This window comes from Pseudarthrobacter sp. rb (genome assembly GCF_056389225.1).
In genome coordinates, this window is record NZ_JBWJAR010000011.1 from 64,797 (window position 1) to 89,234 (window position 24,438).

The 24,438-nt window shown below is 67.7% G+C and carries 17 protein-coding genes, 2 tRNA genes and 1 pseudogene; 6 read left to right on the forward strand and 14 right to left on the reverse strand.

Annotation, left to right across the window (positions count from 1 at the left end; translation table 11 throughout):
* Positions 1-272: 272 nt before the first annotated feature.
* Together ACWRN3_RS15110 and ACWRN3_RS15115 are read left to right on the forward strand one after the other, a co-directional pair.
* Positions 273-1,139 (forward strand): winged helix-turn-helix domain-containing protein, encoded by an 867-nt coding sequence (locus tag ACWRN3_RS15110; protein ID WP_159632957.1) that lies wholly within the window; start codon positions 273-275, stop codon positions 1,137-1,139.
* 186 nt (positions 1,140-1,325) lie between these two features.
* Positions 1,326-1,853 (forward strand): SixA phosphatase family protein, encoded by a 528-nt coding sequence (locus tag ACWRN3_RS15115; protein WP_324644098.1) that lies wholly within the window; start codon positions 1,326-1,328, stop codon positions 1,851-1,853.
* Here ACWRN3_RS15115 and ACWRN3_RS15120 read toward each other — a convergent pair.
* On the reverse strand, positions 1,822-2,760 hold the full coding sequence (locus tag ACWRN3_RS15120) for a LysR family transcriptional regulator (protein WP_255174420.1): 939 nt from the start codon (positions 2,758-2,760) through the stop codon (positions 1,822-1,824). The two genes, ACWRN3_RS15115 and ACWRN3_RS15120, sit on opposite strands and share 32 nt — an antisense overlap.
* A 72-nt stretch (positions 2,761-2,832) precedes the next feature.
* On the opposite strand from ACWRN3_RS15120, the gene ACWRN3_RS15125 reads away from it, so the two are divergent.
* Positions 2,833-3,837 (forward strand): EamA family transporter, encoded by a 1,005-nt coding sequence (locus ACWRN3_RS15125; RefSeq protein WP_255174421.1) that lies wholly within the window; start codon positions 2,833-2,835, stop codon positions 3,835-3,837.
* Positions 3,838-4,381: 544 nt separating this feature from the next.
* On the opposite strand, the gene ACWRN3_RS15130 is transcribed toward ACWRN3_RS15125, so the two are convergent.
* From ACWRN3_RS15130 to ACWRN3_RS15150, 5 genes and pseudogenes are all read right to left on the reverse strand, one after another.
* Positions 4,382-5,029 (reverse strand): TetR/AcrR family transcriptional regulator, encoded by a 648-nt coding sequence (locus ACWRN3_RS15130; RefSeq protein ID WP_476741172.1) that lies wholly within the window; start codon positions 5,027-5,029, stop codon positions 4,382-4,384.
* A complete protein-coding gene (locus ACWRN3_RS15135) occupies positions 5,026-7,062 on the reverse strand; it encodes a YhgE/Pip family protein (protein WP_476741173.1) in 2,037 nt (678 codons plus the stop codon). Before ACWRN3_RS15135 ends, ACWRN3_RS15130 begins: the two co-directional genes overlap by 4 nt.
* A complete protein-coding gene (locus ACWRN3_RS15140; protein WP_476741174.1) occupies positions 7,059-7,781 on the reverse strand; it encodes an ABC transporter ATP-binding protein in 723 nt (240 codons plus the stop codon). The genes ACWRN3_RS15135 and ACWRN3_RS15140 overlap by 4 nt, the downstream gene beginning before the upstream one ends.
* A 67-nt stretch (positions 7,782-7,848) precedes the next feature.
* Positions 7,849-9,302, reverse strand: a pseudogene (locus tag ACWRN3_RS15145) (dihydrolipoyl dehydrogenase family protein).
* 76 nt (positions 9,303-9,378) lie between these two features.
* Positions 9,379-9,455: transfer RNA gene (locus ACWRN3_RS15150), tRNA-Arg, on the reverse strand.
* Positions 9,456-9,731: 276 nt separating this feature from the next.
* Between ACWRN3_RS15150 and ACWRN3_RS15155 the strand changes: the two genes are divergently transcribed.
* Positions 9,732-11,564, forward strand: a complete 1,833-nt coding sequence (locus tag ACWRN3_RS15155; protein WP_476741175.1) for a phosphoenolpyruvate carboxykinase (GTP) — start codon at positions 9,732-9,734, stop codon at positions 11,562-11,564.
* An 86-nt stretch (positions 11,565-11,650) separates the two neighbouring features.
* Here the strand turns inward: ACWRN3_RS15155 and ACWRN3_RS15160 are convergent, their stop codons facing one another.
* The 4 genes from ACWRN3_RS15160 to ACWRN3_RS15175 form a co-directional block, all read right to left on the reverse strand.
* On the reverse strand, positions 11,651-12,811 hold the full coding sequence (locus ACWRN3_RS15160) for a globin domain-containing protein (protein ID WP_255174427.1): 1,161 nt from the start codon (positions 12,809-12,811) through the stop codon (positions 11,651-11,653).
* A 139-nt stretch (positions 12,812-12,950) separates the two neighbouring features.
* Positions 12,951-13,400: an RrF2 family transcriptional regulator gene (locus tag ACWRN3_RS15165; RefSeq protein ID WP_255174428.1), complete on the reverse strand. Its 450-nt coding sequence runs from the start codon at positions 13,398-13,400 to the stop codon at positions 12,951-12,953.
* A 15-nt stretch (positions 13,401-13,415) separates the two neighbouring features.
* Complete coding sequence (locus ACWRN3_RS15170; protein ID WP_255174429.1) at positions 13,416-13,913, reverse strand: hypothetical protein; 498 nt, start codon at positions 13,911-13,913, stop codon at positions 13,416-13,418.
* Positions 13,914-13,919: 6 nt separating this feature from the next.
* Positions 13,920-15,338: a phosphomannomutase/phosphoglucomutase gene (locus tag ACWRN3_RS15175; RefSeq protein ID WP_476741176.1), complete on the reverse strand. Its 1,419-nt coding sequence runs from the start codon at positions 15,336-15,338 to the stop codon at positions 13,920-13,922.
* 151 nt (positions 15,339-15,489) lie between these two features.
* On the opposite strand from ACWRN3_RS15175, the gene ACWRN3_RS15180 reads away from it, so the two are divergent.
* Entirely contained in the window at positions 15,490-17,694 is a 2,205-nt protein-coding gene (locus tag ACWRN3_RS15180; protein WP_476741177.1) for a RecQ family ATP-dependent DNA helicase, read from the forward strand.
* On the opposite strand, the gene ACWRN3_RS15185 is transcribed toward ACWRN3_RS15180, so the two are convergent.
* The 4 genes from ACWRN3_RS15185 to ACWRN3_RS15200 all read right to left on the reverse strand — a co-directional run bounded on the left by ACWRN3_RS15185 (position 17,618) and on the right by ACWRN3_RS15200 (position 22,330).
* Complete coding sequence (locus tag ACWRN3_RS15185; RefSeq protein ID WP_476741178.1) at positions 17,618-19,099, reverse strand: MFS transporter; 1,482 nt, start codon at positions 19,097-19,099, stop codon at positions 17,618-17,620. The genes ACWRN3_RS15180 and ACWRN3_RS15185 overlap by 77 nt on opposite strands.
* Before the next feature lie 261 nt (positions 19,100-19,360).
* Positions 19,361-19,449 (reverse strand) — tRNA-Ser (locus ACWRN3_RS15190).
* 107 nt (positions 19,450-19,556) lie between these two features.
* Complete coding sequence (locus tag ACWRN3_RS15195; RefSeq protein ID WP_476741179.1) at positions 19,557-20,081, reverse strand: N-acetyltransferase family protein; 525 nt, start codon at positions 20,079-20,081, stop codon at positions 19,557-19,559.
* 5 nt (positions 20,082-20,086) lie between these two features.
* Entirely contained in the window at positions 20,087-22,330 is a 2,244-nt protein-coding gene (locus ACWRN3_RS15200; protein WP_476741180.1) for a prolyl oligopeptidase family serine peptidase, read from the reverse strand.
* Between the two features lie 84 nt (positions 22,331-22,414).
* On the opposite strand from ACWRN3_RS15200, the gene ACWRN3_RS15205 reads away from it, so the two are divergent.
* Positions 22,415-24,349 (forward strand): FAD/NAD(P)-binding protein, encoded by a 1,935-nt coding sequence (locus tag ACWRN3_RS15205; RefSeq protein WP_476741181.1) that lies wholly within the window; start codon positions 22,415-22,417, stop codon positions 24,347-24,349.
* The last annotated feature ends 89 nt before the right edge of the window (positions 24,350-24,438 follow it).

Sequence of the window (24,438 nt, forward strand, 5' to 3'; positions counted from 1 at the left end):
GTCCATTGTTACTTGCAAGTTGGCATTGTTACGCGGCACACTTCCAATGTGAACAAGAACTCAACAGCACCTGCAGCCGCAGAATATTGGCCCAGCACATCCGCTGCTGCCGACATGCGCTGTTGTCGAATGCACGCCTGACCTTCCCACCCACCGAAGTTCTTAGGCATTCGCCCCCAAGCCCAGCGTCGGGCGTCCCTCCCCGGTCCGCGTGACGGGGAAACCAGCATTCGAGCCGCGGAGCCGGCCATTTCACATTGAGGTAAACATTCATGTCAGTTGCATCCGGATACGTCCACATCTCTGTCCGTAACGCCGCCAAGGCCGGCCAGGCCACCGGCCTTCGCCCCGGCTTCGGCCCGCGTCCTTCGCTTGCTCCCTCCGCATCCGGAAGCAGCTTCCCTGCCCAGGGCTTCGCCCCGCAGGGTTACAACCCGAATTCCTACGGTCAGCTTCGCGCCGTGCATCCCGCCGAGTCTGCTCCCGTTACTGCCCCTACCCCAGTGGTGCCCGGTGCAAACCAGGTCCGCCCGGTAGCCAACGACAACGTTGCCCGCGGGTTCGTCCTCTACATGGGCATCGATGAGGAGACCGCGGCGGCGGCCGGCACCTCCATCGCCAAGCTTGCGCAGGAAATCCGCGCTTACGCCCAGTCGCTCGTCTCTGGTGCCGAAAGCTACGCTGCCGTGGCGGTCGCGCCGGCCGGCACCCCCGGTTCCGCGCTCGACGTCGTCCGCTCCACCTTTGGCGACCCCACGGTCAACTCCCGCCAGCGCACCGAAACCCCGCGCCCTGCCCAGCCGCAGGAACCGCGTCCCTCCGGTGTGCTCATCGACCTCGCCCGCCGCGAAGTCCACCTCGACGGTGAATCCCTGAACCTCACGTTCAAGGAATTTGAGCTCCTCAACTACCTCGTCGAAAACGGCACCCGTACCGTGGGCCGTGACGAGCTCCTCGAGGGGCTGTGGCGCAACGCCGAAGAAGTGCCCAACGAGCGCACCATCGACGTCCACATCCGCCGCCTCCGCTCCAAGCTCGGCCGCCTCGCCAACACGGTCCGCACCGTACGCGGCCAGGGCTACCGGTTCTACGAGCACCCGGAGGTTGTTGTCTGGGCCGCTCCGGAGTACTCGATCTAACTCTCTTTCGCGCGAAGGCGACCTGCTCCTGTCGGGCTGCTCGGTCCGTGCGTCACTGTGGGCACGTTTTAGGGCTCTTGCCTGTGGCTGTCCCCTGATTTCACGGGCCTTGTCCCCTTGTCGGTTCTTGAAAGCGTGCCCTGCGTGACGCTGCTTCTGAATGTTCCCGCCAGCTAGGCTTGGGCCATGAGTTCGCACCACGTTCGACGCCTTGTGATCATGCGCCATGCCAAGGCTGACTGGCCCGGCGGCGTGGCTGACCACGAGCGGCCGCTGGAGGAACGCGGACACCGGGAAGCGCCGCTGGCCGGGCGCTGGCTGCTCAAGAACAACATCGTCCCGGACTTCATTCTGTGCTCCAGTGCCCTGCGCACCCGGCAAACGTGCACCTGGGTGTGCTCTGAACTCGGCGACAAAGCCCCCACGCCCAAACTCGAAGACGGCCTGTACGCGGCCTCGGCCCTACGGATGCTGACAGTGGTCAACCACGTGCCGGACACCGTGACCACGCTGATGCTGATCGCGCACCTGCCGGGCGTACAGGACCTGGCCATGCACCTCGCCTCGCGGGATTCCGACCACGACGCCTACATGGACGCCGCCACCCGTTTCCCCACCAATGCGCTCACCGTCCTGGAGACGGAGAAGCCGTGGGCGGAACTCGACGGCCAGGACGCCCGGATTACCCGGTTCGCGGTTCCCCGGGCCCACTAGCTGCAGCTCCACTGCCGGCAATCCCGCGCAGCAGCGCCGCCACGTGCCTGATGCCAGGGCTGGCCGTCATGGTCCTGCGATGGACCAGCCCCACCTGCCGGGCCTGGATGGGGTTGACTACGGGAACGGCCACCACGTCCGGAGGCAGTGCCGGCCGCCCCAGGCGGGGCACCAGCGCAACGGCCACCGCCTGCTCCACCAACGCAATGTGCGTCGCAAAATCGGGGTCGTAAACCCTGATGTCCGGGACCCGCCCAAGATCGGCGAAAATCCGCAGGAGCGCTTCGTTGCAGATGGCGCCGTCGGGCGTACTGATCCAGCGTTCGTCCACCAGCTGTGCCGGCTCCACCTCCGCCTGGTGCGCGAGCGGATGACTGTTGTGCACCAGGACGTCCGCCACGTCCTCGCAGAGCCACTCCAGCGTCAGGTGCTCCGGGATCACCAGCGGCACCGAGTTCCAGTTGTGCACCAGGCCCAGGTCCGCCTCGCCGTTGGCAACCCGGGCCACGGCCTCGCGTGGGTCCTCGGCCAGCACGGAAAGATCAAGTGCGGCCCCCGACTGCCCGATCCGCGCCAGCAGTGGGCCCACCAGCCCCCTGACGGCAGTGGAGAAAGAAACCACGCGGAGGCTGCCCGTGGGCTTGGCCGGATCCGCCAGGAGCGTGGACTCAAGCTCCTCGAGCTCGGCCAGGATGCGCCGGCCGTAAGCTGCCAGGGCCAGCCCGCGCTCGGTCAGCAGGACGCCGCGGCCGCGGCGCTCCAGGACCGCGAAGCCGCCCTCCTTCTCCAGCTTCTTCACCTGCTGGGAAACAGCCGACGGGCTGAACCCCATCGCCTCTGCGGCGGCAATGACTGTGCCATGCTGCTCAATGGCCGCGAGGGCGCGCAGCGACCCGATATCAATCATGAAGCAAAGGTACATGATTGGTTGCTGAATTAGACGCTGGTGCTTCATCCGGTGCTCTGCCACAGTAGGAGCGTGAACCTCCGCGATTCCCTTCTTGCCGTCGTCGTGGCCCTGCTGTGGGGCCTGAACTTCGTGGCCATCGACATTGGGCTCCACGCCGGCGGCCAAAACTTCCCCCCGCTGCTGTTCGTGGCCATGCGCTTTGTCCTGGTGGTCGTCCCGTGGATCTTCTTTGTGCGGAAGCCCGCGGTGTCCTGGAAGGCCATCATTGGCGTCGGACTGTTCATGAGTGCCGGCCAGTTCGGCCTCCTTTACCTGGCCATGGCGCTGGGCATGCCGGCCGGCCTCGCATCCCTGGTCCTGCAGGCGCAGGTGCTGCTGACCGTCCTGCTGGCCGCGGCGTTCCTCGGTGAGCGGCCCAGCCGGCGCCAGCTGGCGGGGGTGGCGCTCGGCGTGGCCGGACTCGCCCTCGTGGCGGTGGGACGCAGCGCCGTGGCGCCGCTGCTGCCGCTGGTCATCGTCCTGGCCGCGGCGCTGTCCTGGGCCGCCGGGAACGTCATTGCCCGGAAAGCCAGGGCAGCCTCGGGCCTGGGGCTGGTGGTGTGGTCCGGTGCCGTGGTTCCGCTTCCGCTGGCAGCGCTGTCGGTGCTGGTGGACGGGCCGGAAACCGTCTGGCAGTCACTGTCCTCTCTTCAGGCACCCACCATGCTCAGTGCCCTGTACACCGCCGTTTTCGCCTCACTGGTGGGCTACGGAATCTGGAACCGGCTCCTGGCCACCCACCCGTCGTCGGCCGTTGTTCCGTTCACCCTGCTGGTCCCGGTAGTGGGAATGAGCGCTGCGTGGCTGGTCCTCGCGGAGGTGCCGTCGCCGACGGAGCTGGCGGGCGGAATGCTCCTGTTGGGCGGCGTGGCGACGGCGGTGCTCACCCGGGCACGCGGGCGGCGTCAGCGGCGGGGGAGCGGGCCGTTGCCGGACCTGGGTGCCGGCCTGGGCGAAGGCGGGGCGGACGACGACGGACGCCGGGCTGCGGAGGACGTCCCCCGGGCGGGGGTTCGGGGAGCCGACGTTCGCTGAACGGGGGATGCCTGGCCGCCGGACGTGCGGCCAGCAGCGCGGGATGGGGCCGCCTGCTGGCTGCGTGCCGTAGCCGGGCCAGTCCGCTGTGGTGACGCGCGTTGTGCCGCCTGCCGTGGTGCCGGCCTGCGCGCCGCCGTCGTCCGTCTCTTCCCCGGCCACAGGGCACCCAGGAAGAGGACCCCGAACGTGGCCGCCAGGGCGCCCGCAGCGCCGATGAAGTAGTTGTCGGGGTCGTCGGTGGGCAGCGGGGTTCCCAGGAAGGAGGACTGGCCGTCGAACGCCAGCTCCCATGTGCTGAGGAACGCCAACGAAAAGCCAAGGGCAAGCGCGGTCCCGGCGCCGGCCGCAAACAGGGCAAAGCGCCGCCGCCTCACCAGGACCTCGGCGACAGCGGCCAGGTAGGCCAGCCCCAGGACGCCCAGGAACGCGAGGAACACCGGCTCTGCGAGGGTCATGGCCGTGAGCACCAGCAGTCCTGCAGCAACGACGCCGCAGATCACCGCGAACTTTCCGCTTTTCCCCGTATGGCGCATGTGCTCCATCATCCCTGAGGAGCTGGCCCCTTCAGGACGTAGCCGCGCATGATGGCCATGATTGCTGCAACGCTTTGGTCCCGGGTGCGCTCGGGGTTGTACGTCTGCCGGTCCAGGCCCACCACAAAGCACGCACCGAAGATCGCCGTTTCCAGGCTTCCCCTCGACACGGAATTGTCCACCGGGTAAGCCTCAGCCACCTTCTCCACGGCCTGGCCGATGACTTCCAGGAGCTCCCCGCGCAGGACGGAAAACGTACCCTGCCATTCGCTGGGAATCCGCCAGTTTTCGCTGACCCACAGACGCGCGAAGGACGGGTACTCCGCCATGAAGTCCATGGCCTGGCCGATCATCGCTTCCATGGCGAGCAACGGGTCGCGGCCCGTTGCTCCGCCGTTGGCGGCCTCGAGCAGCTGTGCCTTGAGGATGTCCACGCCGTGCCGCAGGAGCTGCGCGATGAGCTCCGACTTGCTGCCGAAGTTGTAATAGACGGTGCCCTTGGAAACCCCGGCGGCTGCCGCGATCTCATCCACGGTGACACTGGCGGCCCCGCGCTCCCCGATCAGCTCCATGGAGGCGTCGAAGAGCTTCTGGCGGGTGGCGTTGGTCCGTGCGGGCCGCAGCCCCTTGCCCGCGGACGTGGGTTCGGTGGTCATACCGCGATCTCCGGCTTCAGGGTCTTGAGCGTCCAGTACTTGTTCTTCCGCACCGCGAGCGTGGACATGGCCGCGCCCAGCACCGTGTAGCCCAGCAGGCCCACGAAGGTGGGGGCAATCATGGACAGGTCCCCGCCGTAGACCAGGTGCCGCATTCCGGTCACCACGTATCCCATGGGCAGGACCTGGTGCACCACATGCAGCGGCTCGGGGGTGGTTTGCCAAGGGAACGTGCCCCCGGATGACACCAGCTGCAGGACCAGCAGGATGAGCACCACCAGCTTGCCGGGGGACCCCAGCAGCGCCACGATGCCCTGGATGAGAGCGCTGAATGCCATGGCAGCGGCCAGCATCAGCAGCCACATCAGGACCGGGTGGGCGGGATTGAGCCCCAGCGCGAGGTCCGCCACCAGGGTCAGCAGGGACGCCTGCACCACCGAGACCAGGAAGAAGGGCAGCCAGCCGCCCAGGGCGATCTTCCACGACGGCGCGTTGGAGGCCAGTGCCCGCTGCGTAATGGGCCGCATGGCCTGGACCAGCATGAAGATGCCGATCCACATGGCGAGCGTGAGGAAGAACGGTGCCAGCCCTGCGCCGTACGATCCGGCCTTGGCCTGCGAGACGTTGCTGACCGCCACGGGATCCGCCATCACCTGGGACAGGTTGCTCTTCTGCGCGTCGTCAGGGTTGGGGACCTGTCCGGCGCCCTTGCCGATCTCATCGGAGAGGGTGCGTGAACCTGTGGCGGCCTGTCCCGCGCCGTCCGAGAGCTGGGCGGCCCCGGCGTCAACCTTCCGCGCTCCGTCGGCAAAGCCGGCGGCGCCGTCGACGGCGGACTGCTCACCGGCTGCGAGCGCGGCGGCACCCGTGTGCAGCTGGTCAGCCCCTGCCGAGGCCTGTGCGATGGCACCCTTGAGTTCCGGCATCCCGGCTGCGAGCTGGGATGCGCCGACACTCACGGCCTCGGATCCGTTGGCCAGCTGCTGGACCTGGGCAGCATCCGCCTGGATTTTGCCCTTGGCAGCTGCCATCGGGCTGGCCGCGGCGGTGGCATCGAAATCGGCCAGCACTTTGTCCGCCTGCTCCTGGGTGAGGACGCCTGACGCGACGAGCCTGCTGTTGGACTCCACCACGCGGTTGCGGAGGCCCTGGTCCACCGCCTCCAGTTGGGCCGCCACGTCCTGCACCTTGGTGTTCAGCTGTGCGTTCCCGGCGGCAACCTGGGCAGCGCCGGAAGCAAGGGTCTGGGTATCGGTGGGCAGGGTGGCTGTCTTGTCCTTGAGGACTGCCAGGCCGCTGCTGAGCTGCCCCGCGCCGTCGGTCAGCTCATTGGCGCCGTCCCGCAGCTTCAGCTGGCCGGCGTACAACTGGTCCGCGCCGCTGCTCAGGGCTGAGGTCCCCTCGTGGAGGGTGACGGTTCCATCCCGGAGCCTGGCTACGCCGTCGGCCAGCTGGGAAGCGCCGTCCGCCGCCTGCACCATCTTGGAGTGGATGGTGCCGAACCCGGTGAGCAGCTGGTTGGCGGTTTCCTCGCCCACTTCCTTGGCCACCGTGGTGTGCACGGCAGTGGTCAGCTTGTCCACGATGGTGCTCAGGAGGTAGTTGTTGGCATCGTTCGTGGTCACGTTCAGCATGGCCTGGCTGGCTGAGTCAAAGCTGCCGGGGGAGACCAGGTTGGCGGAGAAGTCCTTCGGGATCTTCAGCGCGAAGGCGTACTGGCCGCTGCTGACGCCGGCGTCGGCTTCCGCCGAGCTTTCCACCGGCACCCAGTGGAACACGTTGCCCTCCACCAGGCTGTCCGCCACCTTTGTCCCGGCCTCAAGGCGCGTACCGTCGGCGTTGGTGGCGCCGGAGTCCTCCACCACCAGGGCAGCATCCAGGTTGTTGAGATGCCCATAGGGATCCCAGTTGGCATACAGGTAGACGGCGCCGTACAACAACGGGACCATGGTCAGGGCCAGGATAGTCAGCTTGGGCAGGAGCCCACCGGTCATGCGCTTCAGTTCGGAGCGGGCCAGCCGCAGGACAGTCACTTGGCAACCTCAGTTTCGAGTTTGGTTTCCTGGTCTTCCGGTTCCAGCACGGCCTCCGCGGTGTGTTTGCCGGCGGGGGTGGCGGAGGCAGGCCCGGGTGCGGCATTGCCGATCCCGGCCACCGGGCCGTTCCATGAGGCGGGGACGGCACTGACTGCCGCCACGACGGCGAGCGGCCGGCCGGCGTCGTACGCCAACTCCTGGAGGCGCGGCAGCCAGGCGAGTTCATCGGCGCTGTGGCGGTCCGGCGAGTCAACCACCAGCAGGTCCGTGCGGGGGTTGGCCAGCGCCAGCGCGGTCAGCAGTTCAAGCCGCCGCCCGGGTTCCAGCTGCTCGGTCCACAGGCCCGCGATGTCCTCGAAGCGGTTGACCTTGAGCCAGGGGCCGCTGAGCAACGCTCCCCGGTAACGGCGGGGTATCAGGGCAAGGTCCTCGGTCACCAGGTCGCGGACGCTGAGGTGCTCCTCGGGTTCGTTGACACCCGGGGAGTCCACCAGGGCAGCGGCGAGGCGGAGCTGTTTGGTGCGGGAACCGCCGTCCCAGCTGAGCTGTCCGGCGGCTGCCCTCATCCTGCCACTGAGCAGCAGGGACAACGCGGTTCGTTGGTCCTGCCTGTCGCCGGTCACGAGCAGCAGTTCGCCGCGCGCCACCCCCAGGGAGGTGGGGGGAAGCAGCGGGTCCCGGCGTCCTTTGGCCTGGAGCTGATGTGCTGAGAGCAAGGATTGCCTTTCGCAGAAGAAGTCTGCATCAAGGCTAACCGAACTGACTGGTCAGTTCAAATAGAACTCAGAGCCCGTACTTTTCCAAGAGGCGGAGCCACACCTCACTGATGGTGGGGTAGGAAGGGACTGCGTGCCAAAGGCGGTCCAGCGGCACCTCACCCACCACCGCAATGGTGGCGGCGTGCAGCAGCTCGGCCACATCCGGGCCGGCGAACGTTGCGCCGAGCAGAACCTTCCTGTCTTCGTCAACCACCAGTTGTGCCCAGCCGTCGTAGTTCTCGGAGTGGAGGGAGGATCCGGCAACCTGGATGGGCAGCTCCACGGACGAGGCGTTGTATCCGTCCTTCTTGGCCGCCTTCAGGGTGCGTCCCACGCCGGCCAGCTCGGGGTCCGTGAAGACCACACTGGGCACGGCATGCTGGTTGGCCGTCTGGGCGTAGCGGCTCCAGTCGTCCGGGGTTCCCTTCAGCTCACCCCTGGCCCGGGCGGCAATGGCGTCGCCCGTGGCGCGGGCCTCGTATTTGCCCTGGTGGGTGAAGAGGTTCTTGCCGGCGGCGTCACCCACGGCGTAGAGCCAGGGATCGTCGCCCGGTGCTTCGCGGACCAGGCCCGAGGCGTCCGTTGACAGGGACAGGTGGCCTGATTCATCGGGCTCGAAACCCACGCTTTCCAGGCCCAGGCCCTCCAGTGCCGGGTGGCGGCCAGTGGAGACCAGGACCTTGTCCGAGGTGACGGTGGTTCCGTCGCCAAGGGTTACGGTGAGCGTTCCGTCGTCGTTTCCGCTGATCCGCTCCGTGGCGGTGTGCAGCCGGAGTTCGACGCCGTCCGCCCTCAGTCCCGAGGCGACCAGCGCCGCGGCCTCTTCCGGAAAAGTGCCCAGCAGCGCGCTGCGCGCCACCAGGGTAACGCTTGAACCAAGCCGGGCGAAGGCCTGGGCCAGCTCTGCTCCGGCCACACCCCCCCCAAGACCGTCAGCCGGTCGGGGACCTCGCTGGCCGACGTTGCTTCGCGCGTTCCCCAGACTTGCACATCCTGCAGTCCATCAATGGGCGGCATATTGGGAGTGGAGCCCGTGGCAAGGACCACGGCATGCCGCGCCCGCAGCAGGTGCTGCGTGCCGTCCAGGCCGGCCACCTCGACGGCCTTGGGCCCGGTCAGCCATGCGTGCCCGCGCACCAGTTCGATGCCGGTGTCCTTGACCCACGAAACCTGGCTGTCATCCTGCCAGTTGGAGGTGAAGTAGTTGCGGCGCTCCAGGACGGCGGCGGCATCCAGGGTTCGGGTGACCGCCTCCTTGGCGCCGGGGGTGGTCTGTGCCCCATGGAGCGCAGTACCGGGCCGGAGGAGTGCCTTCGATGGCATGCACGCCCAGTAGGAGCATTCGCCGCCCACCAGTTCCGCTTCCACGAGCACGGCCGTCAGGCCGCCCTGGACCACGCGGTCGGCCACGTTTTCCCCTACGGCGCCTGCGCCGATAACAACAACATCAAATTCGCGCCGAACGGCCTCGGGATTCATGACCAAAGCCTAGCCGGGGACGGCCGGCCTGACAGCACAAAAAAGGTCCGCACCGGCGAACCGGTGCGGACCTTGTTGGTGCGCCCAAAGGGATTCGAACCCCTGACCTTCTGTTCCGTAGACAGACGCTCTATCCAGCTGAGCTATGGGCGCATTCCGTGTCCCGGGAGAAGAACCGCTCTCCCCGAACCTCGAATTACTTTACGCGAGGCGGAGCCTGATGCCAAATCGAAGCGGCTGTAATCTGTACGACTAGACCGGTCTAGGTGACCTTTGTCACTTAATCGGTGTTTCTGCGGCAACAATTCCTTGATTTCCCGCGGAATTCACTTTCGGTGACCGGATATGTCAGTCAAGCTTCCCAAAAACTCCACTGGTCCGGACCATAGCATTTAGGACACACCGATGAACCCGAGGAAGGGAACTGCAATGGGCGATCTGGCGCAGAAGCCGCTGCTTGAGAAAGCACCCACCACACATGCCGGCCTGCTGGCATGGGTCGAAGAGGTTGCTGAGCTTACGCAGCCGGACCGCATCTACTGGGTTGACGGCTCCGAGGAGGAAAACACCCGCCTCACGGACGAGCTTGTTGCTGCCGGCACCCTGACCAGGCTCAACCAGGACCTGTTTCCGAATTCCTTCGCCGCGTTCTCCGACCCTGCCGACGTAGCCCGCGTTGAGGAGCAGACCTTCATCTGCTCCGAAAACGAGCGGGACGCCGGCTTCACCAACAACTGGATGGACCCGCGGGAGATGAAGGACAAGCTGCGCGGCCTGTTCGCCGGTTCCATGCGCGGCCGCACCATGTACGTCATCCCGTTCGTCATGGGGCACCTCGACGCCGAGGACCCCAAGTTCGGCGTCGAAATCACGGACAGCGCCTATGTCGTTGCGTCCATGCGCATCATGGCCAACATCGGCACCGCAGTGCTGGACAAGATCACCGCGACCAACGCCTTCTTCGTTCCGGCCCTGCACTCCCTGGGTGCCCCCCTGGCGCCGGGCCAGGAAGACGTGGCATGGCCCTGCAACCCGGACAAGTGGATTGTCCACTTCCCCGAGGAGCGCGCCATCTGGTCCTTCGGCTCCGGCTACGGCGGAAACGCCCTGCTCGGAAAGAAGTGCTACGCCCTGCGCATCGCCTCGGTCATGGCACGCGACGAAGGCTGGCTGGCGGAGCACATGCTCATCCTCAAGCTCACCTCGCCGGAGAAGAAGTCGTACTACATGTCCGCAGCCTTCCCCTCGGCCTGTGGCAAGACCAACCTTGCCCTGCTCGACCCCACCATCGAAGGCTGGGAAGTCGAAACCCTGGGCGATGACATCACCTGGATGCGCATCGGCAAGGAAGGCGAACTTCGCGCCACCAACCCGGAGGCCGGCCTCTTCGGCGTGGCCCCCGGCACCGGCTGGGGCACCAACCCCAACGCCATGCGCGCCATTGCCAAGGGCCACAGCATCTTCACCAACGTGGCATTGACCGACGACGGCGGCGTCTGGTGGGAGGGCATGACGGACGAAGTGCCCGCGCACCTGACCGACTGGGAAGGCAACTCCTGGACGCCGGACTCGGACAAGCCCGCTGCGCACCCGAACTCCCGGTTCTGCACCCCCATCTCGCAGGTGGACATGCTGGCTGAGGAGTACTACAGCCCCGAAGGCGTGGAGCTCTCAGCCATCCTCTTCGGCGGACGCCGCAAGACCACCGTTCCGCTGGTCACCCAGGCCCGCAGCTGGACCAACGGCATCTTCATGGGCTCCACCCTTTCCTCCGAGACCACGGCCGCGGCCGCCGGCCAGGTCGGCGTGCTCCGCCGCGATCCCATGGCCATGCTGCCGTTCATCGGCTACGACGCCGGTGACTACCTGAAGCACTGGATCAGCGTCTCCGGCAAGGCCAACCCGGAACGCCTGCCCCACATCTTCCTGGTGAACTGGTTCCGCCGCACGGCTGACGGCGGCTTCGCGTGGCCCGGCTTCGGCGACAACGCCCGCGTCCTCAAGTGGGCCATCGAGCGCATTGAGGGCAAGGCCGACGCCGTGGAAACCCCGATTGGATACGTTCCTGCCGGGCACTCGCTGGACCTCACCGGCCTGGACCTGACCCACGCCCACGTGGAGGACGCCGTCCGCGTTGACCGCGGGGAGTGGGACACGGAGCTTGCCTCCATCGAGGAGTGGTACGCCAAGTTCGGCGACTCGCTGCCTGAGGCCCTGCGCTCCGAGCTTGATTCCCTCAAGGAGCGGATGGCCAAGCACTAGCAGCCGCCCCACCTTCCATACGACGACGGCCCCGCACCTTTTCGAAAAGGTGCGGGGCCGTCGTCGTTCACGAAGTGCGGCGGAAATCAGCTGGCGAGCCAGATGTCCGGGCCGAAGACCTCGTAGTGGATCCGGGTCGCGGGGATCCCGGCGTTGATGGCCTCGTTGCGGATGTTCTTCATGAACGGCAGCGGGCCACAGAGGTACAGGGAGGCGTCGGCCGGGAGGTCCACTTCACGCAGCGTCATGAATCCCTGCTTGGCGCCGTCCACCGGCTTCTCCAGCCACAGCTGCAGTTCAGCACCATCGAGGCGTTCGACGTCGTCCGTCATCTGGCTGCGCAGGGCCCAGCTGTCCAGGGTGCTTTCGGCATGGAGCACCAGGACCTGGCGGTCGGAGCCCGACTCCGCGAGGGAACGGAGGATGGAGGCGGTGGGGGTGCAGCCGATGCCGGCGGAGGCCAGGACCACGGGGCCGTCGCCCTCCTTGAGTGTGATCTCGCCGTAGGGGTTGGAGATCTCGACGACGTCGCCCACCTGGACAGTGTTGTGCAGCACGGGGGAGACCTCGCCGCCGTCGTCCAGCTTGGTGGTGAAGGTGCGGCTGGTGCCCGCATCGCCGGAAAGGGAGTACTGGCGGACCTGGCGCAGGCCGTCCGCAACGGCAACCTTGACGCTGATGTACTGTCCGGGAAGAGCCGGGGTGACGGGGGTGTCATCCGCGGGCTCCAGGGTGAAGGTCATGGACCCGGTTCCTGCGGGGGTCTTGGCCGCCACGCGCCACGGCATCCACATCTTGTCATTGGCCTGGGCTGCGTAAAGGCCCTTCTCGAGCTTGATCAGGGCATCGGCCATCAGCCAGTACACCTCGGTCCAGGCCTCGGCGATCTCGGGCGTGATGACCTCGGCCAGGTCCTCGGCGATGGCGCCGAACAGGTGCTCGTAGACCACCTGGTACTGCGGCTCGGTGATGCCCAGGGAGGCGTGGCGGTGGGCGATGCGGGAAAGGACCGTCTCCGGCAGGGTGCCCGGGTTGTTCACCAGGTGGGTGGCGAAAGCGGCGATGCTCCCGGCCAGGGCCTGCTGCTGGTTGCCGGAGCGCTGGTTGGAGCGGCTGAACAGTCCATCCATCAATTCGGGGTGCGCCGCGAAAAGGCGGGCGTAAAAGTTGGGGGTGATGGATCCGATCCTGGAGCCGACCAGCGGCAGGGTGGCCTCAATGACGGGGCGGGACTTGTCCGAGAGCATCTGTACTCCTGAGGTTATGGCCGGGGCCTTCGTCCGGCCGGATGAAAACTCATATTTCAAATGCGAGTATTTCTGCCTCAGTTCTACACCTTGTAGAAGTTTGAAATCAAACCGGGAGCGGGCAACCGGATACGGGCACTCAGAGGCCCGGGCGGAGGCCGATCATTTGGAAGACCGGCGCCATCTGCCGGGCCTGGGGAAGGTCCCCGATCACCACGGAATCAAGCTCGGCGTAAAAAGCTTCCCGCGCACGGGCCAGGGCGCCACGCAGCCTGCACTCGTTGATCAGGGGGCAGTTGCCGGCGGGAGACACGCAGTCCGCGGGATCTGTGCGGCTATCAAGCTGCCGCAGGATCTGGCCTACCGTGGCGATGCGTCCCGCATGGCTGAGCCGCGAACCGCCGGACCGGCCGCGCACTACCTCGATCAGGCCCATGGTCCGCAGCCTGGCCATGGCCTTGCTCACGTGGTTGTACGGTGTCCCCACCGAGTCCGCGATGCTCTGGGTGGTGAGCAGCGTGCCGTCCGGAACCGCTGCGAGCACCATGAGTGCCCGCAGGCTCACGTCAGCGAAGGCATTGATCTTCATGGCAGCAAATCCGGTCTAGTCCACCCAGATGACGGGCTCGCTGGCGTCTGCACCGAGGTCGCCGAATTCCCAGGACTGGGTGGTTGCGTTGGCCGAGTAGGGGAGCACCGCGGCGAAGAGGGAACCATCCCGGTGTTCAGCAGCCACGTGGATGGCGTCCGAATCCTCCTCCACCAGCAGGATGTCGCACACCACGGCGGCGGCGCGGAAGTCGTCCCGGTTCTGGCGGAGGAGGGCCTGCAGGTCGCTGATCATGGCGTCGGCGTCGAAGTCCGCGCCGCTGCCCTCTCCGGCATCTGCGGGAGAGACGGCAACCAGCCGCACCTCGCCGTCGTTCTGGACGGTCAACGCAAAGGGCAGGAAGCCGCCGTTGCGCTGGAGCTGCTCCTGGGCCGCGCTGACGCCCGTGCCCAGGAGGTTCTCCAGGTCCGTTGCCGTGGCTTCGGAGACGGAATCGCGCCAGCTGTCCTGCCCGCTGTTTCCGTCCGCTGCCTGCCCGGTATGGTCAGCCATTCGGTGCTAGGCCCGCACCAGCGAAAGGACGCGGTCGCGGACGCGTTCCATGGTGGCCCGGTCCGTGGCCTCGGCGTTGAGCCGCAGGAACGGTTCGGTGTTGGACGGGCGCAGGTTGAACCAGTAGCTGCCGTCGTTCGCCGTGAACGTGCTGCCGTCCAGGTTGTCGATGGTGAGGTCCTCGTCCGCGAACGCCTGGCGCACGCGCTCCACCGCTGCCGGCTTGTCCTCCACCTCGGAGTTGATCTCGCCGGAGCTGACGTAGGGCTCGTATTCTCGGGCCAGGTCGGAAAGCGGGCCGTCCTGCTCGCCCAGCGCCGCCAGGACGTGCATGGCGGCCAGCATGCCGGTGTCAGCGTTCCAGAAGTCGCGGAAGTAGAAGTGCGCGGAGTGCTCGCCGCCGAACACGGCGCCTTCCTTGGCCATGACTGCCTTGATGAAGGAGTGGCCCACCCGCGTGCGGACCGCGCGTCCGCCGTCGTGCTCCACCAGTTCCGCGACGGCGCGGGAGGTGAGCAGGTTGTGGATGATGCTGGGCGTTTCCTCGCCCTGGGCCTTGGCGCGGGCGATTTCGCGGCGGGCCACCATGCCGGTAATGGCCGACGGTGAGACGGGCTCGCCCTTCTCGTCAATGACGAAGCAGCGGTCGGCGTCGCCGTCGAAGGCAAGGCCGATGTCCGCCCCGTGCTCGATCACAGCGGCCTGCAGGTCGCGGAGGTTTTCCGGCTCCAGCGGGTTGGCCGGGTGGTTGGGGAAGGAGCCGTCCAGTTCGAAGTACAGCGGAACGATGTCGAAGGGCAGCTTGGGCAGCAGCGCGTCACCCAGGACCGCCGGGGTAGTCAGGCCGGCCATGCCGTTGCCTGCGTCCACCACGACTTTCAGGGGGCGGGAGGCGGAGAGGTCGACGAGCTTGCGGAGGTACTCGGAGTAGTCCTTGAGCACGTCGCGGACGCTGATCAGGCCGCGGGCGCCGGCCGCGGGGATGGAACCGGAGTTGAGGTACTGCTCCGCGAGGGCCTGGATCTCCTTGAGGCCGGTTTCGGAGGAGATGGGAACGGCGCCTGCCTTGGCCATCTTGATGCCGTTGTATTCGGCAGGGTTGTGGCTGGCGGTGAAGGTGGCTCCGGCGCGGTTAAGGAAGCCGCAGGCGAAGTACAGCTCGTCGGTGGAGATCAGGTCCAGGAGCTCCACGTTGGCACCCCGGGTTGCCGCTCCGTTGGCGAAGGCCTTGGAGAACTCGGGGGAGGAGGGGCGCATGTCGCCGCCCACCACGATGGTCTGGCCTTCGAGCTGCAGGACATCCACGAACGCGGCCCCCACGGCTTCGACGATTTCGGCGGTGATCGACTCGCCCACAATCCCACGGACGTCGTAGGCCTTGAAGGATGCCGAGAGATCAAATGTCGTTGTCTGTTCGCTAGTCACGGGCTTTATCTTACGTGTGCGGCGCATGTGGCCAACGGGTTTGTGGAGAACTTGCGTCACAGCTGGGGCTTTGCAGCGCGTGCCTGGCCGGTTTCCACATAGCGCCGCCATCGCGGTGCGGGGTGTCGGAGGGTGCTGGGATACTGAATCAATGGCCAATAACCAGTACGCTTCCACAGTTTCCGCCACCGCCGTTGCAGATACGGCAGGCCCGGACGGTCCGGGGACCGCCACGCATGCCGAAGCGCTGGAGGTCCTGCGCGGCCTGGTGGGGAACCCGGGCGCCGTCTTCCACGACGGCCAGTTTGAAGCAATCGAAGCATTGGTCGACGGCGGGCGGCGGGCCCTGGTGGTCCAGCGCACCGGCTGGGGCAAGTCGGCCGTGTACTTCGTGGCATCCCTGCTGCTGCGCCGCCGGGGGGCCGGGCCCACACTGATCGTCTCGCCCCTGCTGGCCCTGATGCGTGACCAGGTGGCTGCCGCCGCCCGGGCAGGGGTCCGTGCGGTGGCCATCAACTCAGCCAACCAGCTGGAGTGGGACGCTGTCCGTGAGCAGCTGGCCGCGGACCAGGTGGACGTCCTGCTGGTGTCCCCGGAACGGCTCACAAATCCGGCGTTCCGGGAAACCCAGCTGCCCGAGCTGCTCCGCCGTACCGGCCTGCTGGTCATCGACGAGGCGCACTGTATTTCGGACTGGGGCCACGACTTCCGCCCCGATTACCGCCGGATCGCTGACCTCATCACCCGGCTGCCGGACACGGTGCCGGTCCTGGCCACCACCGCCACGGCCAACTCACGGGTGGTGCACGATATCGAAGAGCAGCTCGGCGCCGGGGTCCTGACCATCCGGGGCTCCCTGGGCCGCGACTCACTGCGGCTGGGAGTCCTGTCGCTGCCCAATTCCAAAGAGCGGCTGGGGTGGCTGCTGACCCACCTGGCAGACCTCCCCGGCAGCGGCATCATCTACACCCTGACCGTCTCCGCCGCGGAGGACACCGCCCGGCTGCTTTCCGAAGCGGGGCACAATGTGCTCGCCTACACCGGGCGGACCGACCCGGCGGACCGGGAACGGGCAGAGCAGCTCCTGAAGGACAACCAGGTCAAGGCGCTGGTGGCCACCTCCGCACTCGGCATGGGCTTTGACAAGCCCGATCTTGGTTTCGTCGTCCACCTGGGCGCACCGTCCTCACCGGTGGCCTATTACCAGCAGGTGGGCCGCGCCGGCCGTGGGGCCGCGAACGCCGACGTCCTGCTGCTGCCCGGCTCCGAGGACCGGGAGATCTGGCAATACTTCGCCACCGCGTCCATGCCGTCCGAGGAGAAGGCAGCGGCCGTGCTGACTGCTCTGGCCGAGGCGGGCACCGCACTGTCAACGGTGGCGCTTGAAGCCCGGGTGGACCTTCGCCGCACTCCGCTTGAGCTGCTGTTGAAGGTCCTGTCCGTGGACGGAGCGGTGGAGCGGGTCGGCGGCGGCTGGCGCTCCACGGGCCAGCCCTGGGTTTATGATGCCGAGCGCTACAGCCGCATTGCCGAGGCACGGGTGGACGAGCAGGACTCCATGGTCATCTACCAGGACACAGCCGGTTGCCGGATGGAGTACATCACGTCGGTCCTGGACGACGAGACAGCCCGCCCCTGCGGCCGGTGCGACAACTGCGCCGGCCAGTGGTTCCCTGCGGACGTGGCCGCCGATGCCACGGCGGCGGCCAACCAGACCCTGAGCCGGGCGGGCGGTGTCCTGGAGCCGCGTCTTCAGTGGCCCAGTGGCATGGACCGTCTTGGGGTGCCGGTGAAGGGGAAACTCAAACCGGCTGAGGGCCTCTCAGAGGGGCGCGTCCTGGCCCGCCTGACGGACCTCGGCTGGGGCGGCGCCCTGCGGGAACTGTTTGCCGCCGGCGCGGAGGACCGGCCCGTGGACCAGGGCATGCTCCAGGCCTGCGTCCAGGTATTGCGCGAGTGGGGGACCGACGATGGCCGGAACCCGGGATGGAGCGGGGTGGGCAGGCCGGCCGCCATCGTGGGTGTGCCGTCGCGCGGCAAGCCCCAGCTCGTGGGCTCGCTGGCCCGGGGAATCTCGGAAATCGGGCGCATCCCCTACCTTGGTGAGCTGCAGCTGGCCCACGGCGGGCCCACCGGGGGCCGCGGCGGCAACAGCGCGTACCGGCTGGCAGGGGTATGGGACCGGCTGGTGGTGGGCCCGGAGCTCGAAGCCGCCCTGCAGTCAATCCAGGGCCAGCCGGTGATGCTCATCGACGACCTCACCGACAGCCGGTGGACCCTCACCGTCGCGGGGCGCGCCCTTCGGCAGGCCGGGGCGGGAGCGGTTCTGCCCCTGGTGCTGGCCCAGGCCGGCTGACTGCTGCCCCCGCGTGCCGGGGGAGCAGGATGCTGTCCACGGTGCTTGCCAGCATCAGGACGGCCATCGCCAGGAAAGCGCCGCGGAAAGGGCCGGCCGGATCCTGGGCCGCGGTGGACAGGCCCTCGAAGGTCCGGATCAGCAGGGCAGCGATGGCGATGCCGGAGCCTGTGCCGAGCTGCACCAGCGTGGCGGACACGGTGTTGGCGGAGGTCAGCTGCGCCGGGGGAATGTCCGCGTACTGGACCGAGGCGTAGGCCGAAAAGCCGATGGAGCGGAAGGCGCCGCTGCACACCAGCAGTACGGCCATCAAAGCCACCGGGGTTTCCGGTGTCAGGAAGGCACAGAGGGCGAACGTCACGGCTGATGCCAGCGAGGCGAACACCAGCATCGCCCTGAAACCGAACTTCCGGATCAACGGTGTGGTGGCCGGCTTGATCCCGATGTTTCCAACGAACACTGCTGCCACCAGGGCGCCGGCGTGCAGCGGTGACCAGCCGAACCCCGACTGGAACATCAGCGGCAGCAGGAAGGGGACGGAGCTGATGGTCACCCGGTATACGAACCCGCCCGTGGCCATGGCCCGGAACGTCCTGGTGCGGAAGACCTGCAGATTGAAGAGCGGATGCGGAGCCCGGCGCATCCACAGGACCGCCCCGGCCAGTGCCGCGATCCCGGCTGCAGCGCTGACTCCCGCCCAGGGCAGTCCTGGGTGGCTGCTGGCAAGCTCCAGACCAGTCACCAGGGCACCGACGCCAACCGTTGTCAGGAGCATTCCGGGCCAGTCCAGCCGCCGGCCGGGATCTCCGGCCACCGCCGGAACCAGCCGCAGGGACGCCACGAAGGCGGCCATCCCAAGCGGAAGGTTGACCAGGAAGATCCAATGCCACGACAGGTACGTGGTGAGCGCCCCGCCCACCAGTGGCGCGAGTACGGGTGCCAGGAGCCCGGGCCACACCAGGAACGCGGTGGCGCGCAGCAGCTCAGACTTCGGGGTGCCGCGCAGCACCACCAGGGTTCCCACCGGTACCATCATGGCGCCGCCGGCACCCTGGGCGATGCGGCTCAGGGTCAGGGTGGCCAGGTCCTGGCTGAGCGCACACGCCAGGGATGACAGGGTGAACACCGCGATGGCAGTGCAGAAGATCCGCCTGGCACCAAACCGTTCCGCCAGCCAGCCGCTGAGGGGAATGCCGATGGCAACCGTCAGCAGGTAGGCGGTCATGGTGATGTTGACGTCGGCGGCGGGGATGGCAAAGTCCGCCGAAATGCTGGGAATGGCCGTGGTGAGGACCGTGCCGTCCAGAAATTCCATGAAGAACGCTGCCGCCACCAGGAGTGCCAGGCGCGGATTCCATGCCGTCTGGGCGCCGTCCGGGTGGTGTGGGTTGCTGGGTGCCGCCATGCGCCAATCCTGCCACCGCGGCATCGGCGGCGCCCGCCGCGTCCGATTATCGGACAGCGTTTTCCGATCGTGGTTGCCCAGCCACGCCCCGGAGAGTCATAAGGTTGTTCGCGTTTCCGAAGCTTGAACGCCCGGATCTGCGAAGCAGCCCAGGACTGGCGGGAGCCCAGGCTGCAGGGGCCGTAGTGCAGGTACTCTCTGGAAACACAAAAGGCACCGGGAAACGCAAAAGGCCCCGGTCCAGTGGACCGGGGCCAAACGCGGAGACGGGGGGATTTGAACCCCCGGTCGAGTTTAACCCCGACCCTTCATTAGCAGTGAAGTCCATTCGGCCGCTCTGGCACGTCTCCAATTGCTATTCCTAGCCCACCAAGGATACGCAGATCCGGCCATGCAGTGCAAAACGGTACCCGCCACAGGCTCGCGCCCCGGTGAATGAGGTTCGGGTGCTCCGCGGTCAGTCCTGCGCCGGGCGGACCATGCGGATCTCCGGCAGGTCCTCCCACTCCGGCAGGATGTCCCGGGCGCCGTCCGGTTCAAAGCCGAAACGGCGGTAGAAACCGATGGCCCGGCCGTTCGCGGCGGCCACCCAGAGGCTCGCCGCTTTGGAGCCAATGGCCGCGTCCAGCAAAAGGGCGCCCAGGCCAAGGCCCTGGTGTGAAGCCAGCAGGTACAACCCCCACAGTTCCAGGTCACCCGAGGACGGCGGCGGGTGCCCTTCGGGGGAACCGGGAGCCGGCAGGAGTCGTGCACCCGCGAACCCAACCACAGTCCCGCCGTCGCACGCCACCCATACCTCGGCAGGTTCGGGCCGGTCCAGCAGGTGCCGCCAGAGCCGCAGCCGGTCTGCCGGATCCACGGCGGCGAGGAAGGCATCGGACAGCATGCCCCGGTAGGTCTCCTGCCAGCAGCGCACGTGCACCTGGGCCAGCCGCTCCACATCCGCGGCAACGGCCCGCCGTACCGCCAGCCCGGGTGCCATGGCGGTCAGCCTGCCAGCGCTTTCCACAGGAAGTGCTGGCTGCGCGCCTGCAGGGCAGCGGCCTGCCGGTTGTCGGAGGCGCCGGCGTGGCCACCCTCCAGGGCCTCGTGGAACCACACGTTCGGGATGCCCATGGCCAGCATCCGGGCGGCCATCTTCCGTGCCTGCACGGGGCCCACCCGGTCGTCCGAGGTCGCGGTCCAGATGAACGTCTCCGGGTACTCCACCGCGTCCTTGAGCAGGTGGTAGGGCGAGAAGGTCCTGATGTACTCCCACTGCTCGGGAACATCCGGGTCCCCGTACTCGGCAATCCACGAGTGCCCGGCGGAGAGCTTGGTGTAGCGGCGCATGTCCAGCAGGGGCACGCCGCAGGAGACGGCCCGGAACAGTTCCGGATACCGGGTGAGCATGTTCCCCACCAGGAGTCCGCCATTGGAACCGCCCACGCAGCCCAGCCGCCGCGGCGAGGTGACCCCGCGGGAGATGAGGTCCCGCGCCACGGCTGCGAAGTCCTCGTAGGCGCGGTGCCGGTTTTCCTTCAGCGCGGCACGGTGCCAGGCCGGCCCATATTCGCCGCCGCCGCGAATGTTCGCCACCACGTACACCCCGCCGCGCGAGTGGGGTGCCTTCCCGTCGCTGCCGTCCGAGAGCGTGGTCCGCCGCTCCAGCCACGCCCGGCCCACGGTGCCGCTGTAGGCGGGCGTCCGTGAAACCTCGAATCCGCCGTAGCCGGACAGCTGGGTGGGGTTCTGCCCGTCCAAAGCCAGGTCCCGCGGAGCTACCTGGAAATACGGGACCCGGGTGCCGTCGTCGGACACGGCAAAGTGCTGCTGCACTTCATAGTCAGCGTCGGCAAAGAACGACGGCGAGCTCTTGACCACCGCATGGCGGCTCACCACGCCGGACGTCCCGGCGCTCCCGCGTTCCAGGGTGCCGCGCATCAGCGTGGTGGGGGTGGTGAATCCCGTGGCGATCAGCCAGAAGTCATCGCCCGCGCCGCCGTCCGCCGGCCCCTCGTCCTCGTCATCCACGGCGTAGGCGTTCACATCGTGCAGCGGCGGGCAGGCGTCCAGGAGAGTGGCCGCCCAGCCACCGTCCGCGCCGTCGGACGGCCGGGACGGGTCCACGACCCGGATCTCGGAGGAGACGTCCTTGAGCAGGTTGAGCAAAAGGAAGTTCCGGGTCCAGCTCCAGGACTGCAGGGACGTGTGCGCGTCGGGGGTGAACAGGACCGTGAGGTCCCGGCTGCCGGCGAGGTAGTCCTCGAAGTTGGCGGCAAGCAGGGCCCCGGAAGGATACGTAGTACCGTCCAAGACCCAGTCCTGCTGCGGACGGAAGAGCAGCCATTCCCGGTGGGCGCTGACGTTGACGTCCGTGGGAACGTCGATCTGTACCCAGGATCCGTCCCGCAGCACAAAGTTGGTGCGGTTGAAGAAGTCGATGTAGTCCACGGCGAAAGTGCGCTCAAAGCCGGGGGTGGAGTCATGGGCCGCCACGGCCATCATGTGGTCTTCCGCCACCTCAAAGAGGCGCGGAGCCGCTGCCAGGGACTCTCCGCGCTTGAGCGTCACCGCAGTCCGCGCGTAGGAGGACGCTGTCTTGGGCAGCCCATCCGCGGTGGAAGCAACCAGCAGGGTGTCGGCGTCCAGCCAGGACACGTTGCCTTTCGCCGTCGGGAGGTCAAACCCGCCGCGGGCGGGGTCCACGAAGCCGCGCGCCTCGACGTCGAACTCGCGGTACCGGTTGGCGTCGCCGCCGTCGGGGGAGAGGGCAAGCAGCGCCAGGCGGTAGGGCTCCCCGGCGGCGGGGCGCAGGAACGTGGCGCCGTGGAACACCCACTCTTCGCCTTCGGCGCGGGACAGCTCGTCAACATCGAGCAGGACGTCCCATTCCGGGGAATCGGTGCAGTAGCTTTCCCAGGTGGTCCGCCGCCACAGGCCCTTGGGGTTCTGCCCGTCTTTCCAAAAGTTGTAGTACCAGTCGCCGCGCTTGCCCACCATGGCGATCCGGTCCGTGGAGTCCAGCACTTCCAGGATGCCGGTTTCCAGTTCCGCGTAGCCGCCGTCCTCCAGCAGGTCCTCGGTGCGGGAGTTTTGCTCCTTGACCCAGGCCAGCTGTTCCTCGCCGTAGATGTCCTCCAGCCACACATTCTCGTCGACGGGTTCCGGCGCGGTTTCCCGGGAGTTGCTGCCGGAAGTGTCCCGGCCGGGGCCGGGTACGGACGCTTGATCAGCTGCTGTGGTGGTCATGCGCCCCATCCAAACAACATCCCCCATGGCTGGCAAGTCAAGCGTCCGGCGCACGCTCCGCTTCCAGCCCGTACGCTGTATGGCGTGGAAATATCGCAGAGCAACCGGGCCGTCATCATCGGTGGCGGTCCCCGCGGCACCAGCGTGCTGGAGCGGCTGCTCGCCCACACCGCCGTCGCCGGCAACCCGAAAACGGACCTGCACATCGACGTCGTGGACCCCTATCCGGCAGGCCCCGGACATGTGTGGCAACCGGGCCAGTCCCGGCTGTTCCTCATGAACACCCAGTCCTTCTACCCCACCCTGGTTCCCGAGGATCCGGCCCTTCCCGCACCTGTTGCCGGCAGCACCTTCGACCAGTGGCGGGCCAGGCAGCAGCGGGACCCGCTCCCGGCCCTCACCGCCGGGGACCGGGCGGAGCTGGCGGTACTGGGATCGAATGATTTTCCCAGCCGCGCCCTTTACGGACGCTACCTGCGCTGCACAGTGGAGGAATTGCTGGGGACGGTTCCCGACGGCGTCACGATCGCATTCCACGAAACGACCGCTGTGTGGGTGCGTCCCGCGGGGGACGGAATGTTCGACGTCGGCCTGGCCGCCGGGGAGGGCATCCGCGCCCATTCCGTGGTGCTGGCACTGGGGCACATCCCCTCCCGGCTGAATCCTGAACAGCGGGAGCTGCAGGCCGCCGCCGGGCAACTGGGCCTGCAGTACTTTCCCCCCGCCGTCCCGGCGGACGTGGACTGGTCCCGGATCCCCGCCGGCGAGCCGGTCCTGGTCCGCGGCATGGGCCTGAACTTCTTCGACACCATGGGTCAGCTCACCGAAGGCCGCGGCGGCAAGTTCGTGTCCAACGGCACGGGCCTGGAGTACGAACCGTCCGGCCAGGAACCCCTGATCATCGCAGCGTCCCGGCGTGGGACCCCGTACCGTGCCAAGGCGGCACTGGACGGCTACTACGCCTCCTCCATCACGCTCCGCTACCTCACCGAGGCCGCCATCGAGCGGCTGGCGAAGGCCGGGATCCGCCCTTCGTTCGACCACGACCTGTGGCCGCTGCTGCACCGCGACGCCCTGTGGGCCTACTACTCAACGCTGGTGCGCTCGCAGCCCGGCGCGGTGCCCGACGCGCCCGCGTTCCTCACAGCGCTGGAGGAGGCCCTGCAGCCGCACGCACACAGCGCCGCGAACTGGGAGGACAGCGTTGAGAGCGTCCTGGCCGTCCACGTGGGTCCCCGGCACCGCCTGGACCTGCCGGGGCTCGCAGCTCCTCTGGCAGGCCGTTCGTTCGACTCCCGCAGGGGCCACGACGCCGCCGTGGTGGAGTTCCTGCTTGACGATGCGCGCCGGTCTGCCCTGGGCGAGGACGATCCGGTCAAGATGGCCATCGCCGCGCTGCACCACGGCCGCGCCGTCCTGAAGTCGGCAGTGGCCGACGGCGGCATCACCGACGAGTCATGGGTCGCCGGCCTGCGCGGCTGGTTTGAATCGTTCGTGGAGGGCCTGGCCAGCGGACCGCCGGCGCTGCGTTCCGAACAGCTCGCGGCCCTGGCAAGGGCCGGGGTGGTCAGCTTTGTTGGGCCGGACCCGAAATTCCGGGTGGACCGGAAGTCGGCCATGTTCACCGCTGCTTCGCCGTGGGTTTCCGGGCCGCCCGCCACGGCAAGGACCATGGTGGAGGCCCTGGCTCCCGGAAACCGGGTCTCGGCCAACGATTCACCGGTATTGGAGCAGCTGCTGGCCGATGGGCTGGTGCGGCCCAAGCTCATGATGACCGCCGAAGGCGCCCCCATCGAGTCCACCGGCCTGGACGTGGAGGCCCACCCGTACCGCCCGGTTGCGGCCAACGGGTCAGTGACCGAGGGCCTGTTCGTGCTGGGGCTGCAGTTGTCGTCAGCGCAGTGGGGCACCGCCATCGCCGCCGAGGCTGTCCAGCCCGGCGGACCCGCGTACCGCAGCGGCCAGCGCACGCTCCGCGATGCGGACGAGATCGCCGCCGCCATCCTTCGCCGGGCTTAACTCGCCGCACTTAATTTCGCAGGGCTTAAATGGCGATGCGCCATCACTTATGGTCGCTAAACCGGCGGAATAGGGACCACAAGTGATGG

What these genes read in the sequence shown, in the direction of transcription:
- ACWRN3_RS15110 (WP_159632957.1), top strand. Translation starts at nt 273, where the DNA reads ATGTCAGTTGCATCCGGATACGTCCACATCTCTGTCCGTAACGCCGCC.
- ACWRN3_RS15160 (WP_255174427.1), bottom strand. Translation starts at nt 12,811, where the DNA reads ATGCTCTCGGACAAGTCCCGCCCCGTCATTGAGGCCACCCTGCCGCTG.
- ACWRN3_RS15120 (WP_255174420.1), bottom strand. Translation starts at nt 2,760, where the DNA reads ATGATTGATATCGGGTCGCTGCGCGCCCTCGCGGCCATTGAGCAGCAT.
- ACWRN3_RS15130 (WP_476741172.1), bottom strand. Translation starts at nt 5,029, where the DNA reads ATGACCACCGAACCCACGTCCGCGGGCAAGGGGCTGCGGCCCGCACGG.
- ACWRN3_RS15115 (WP_324644098.1), top strand. Translation starts at nt 1,326, where the DNA reads ATGAGTTCGCACCACGTTCGACGCCTTGTGATCATGCGCCATGCCAAG.
- ACWRN3_RS15195 (WP_476741179.1), bottom strand. Translation starts at nt 20,081, where the DNA reads ATGGCACCCGGGCTGGCGGTACGGCGGGCCGTTGCCGCGGATGTGGAG.
- ACWRN3_RS15155 (WP_476741175.1), top strand. Translation starts at nt 9,732, where the DNA reads ATGGGCGATCTGGCGCAGAAGCCGCTGCTTGAGAAAGCACCCACCACA.
- ACWRN3_RS15165 (WP_255174428.1), bottom strand. Translation starts at nt 13,400, where the DNA reads ATGAAGATCAATGCCTTCGCTGACGTGAGCCTGCGGGCACTCATGGTG.
- ACWRN3_RS15185 (WP_476741178.1), bottom strand. Translation starts at nt 19,099, where the DNA reads ATGGCGGCACCCAGCAACCCACACCACCCGGACGGCGCCCAGACGGCA.
- ACWRN3_RS15180 (WP_476741177.1), top strand. Translation starts at nt 15,490, where the DNA reads ATGGCCAATAACCAGTACGCTTCCACAGTTTCCGCCACCGCCGTTGCA.
- ACWRN3_RS15170 (WP_255174429.1), bottom strand. Translation starts at nt 13,913, where the DNA reads ATGGCTGACCATACCGGGCAGGCAGCGGACGGAAACAGCGGGCAGGAC.
- ACWRN3_RS15200 (WP_476741180.1), bottom strand. Translation starts at nt 22,330, where the DNA reads ATGACCACCACAGCAGCTGATCAAGCGTCCGTACCCGGCCCCGGCCGG.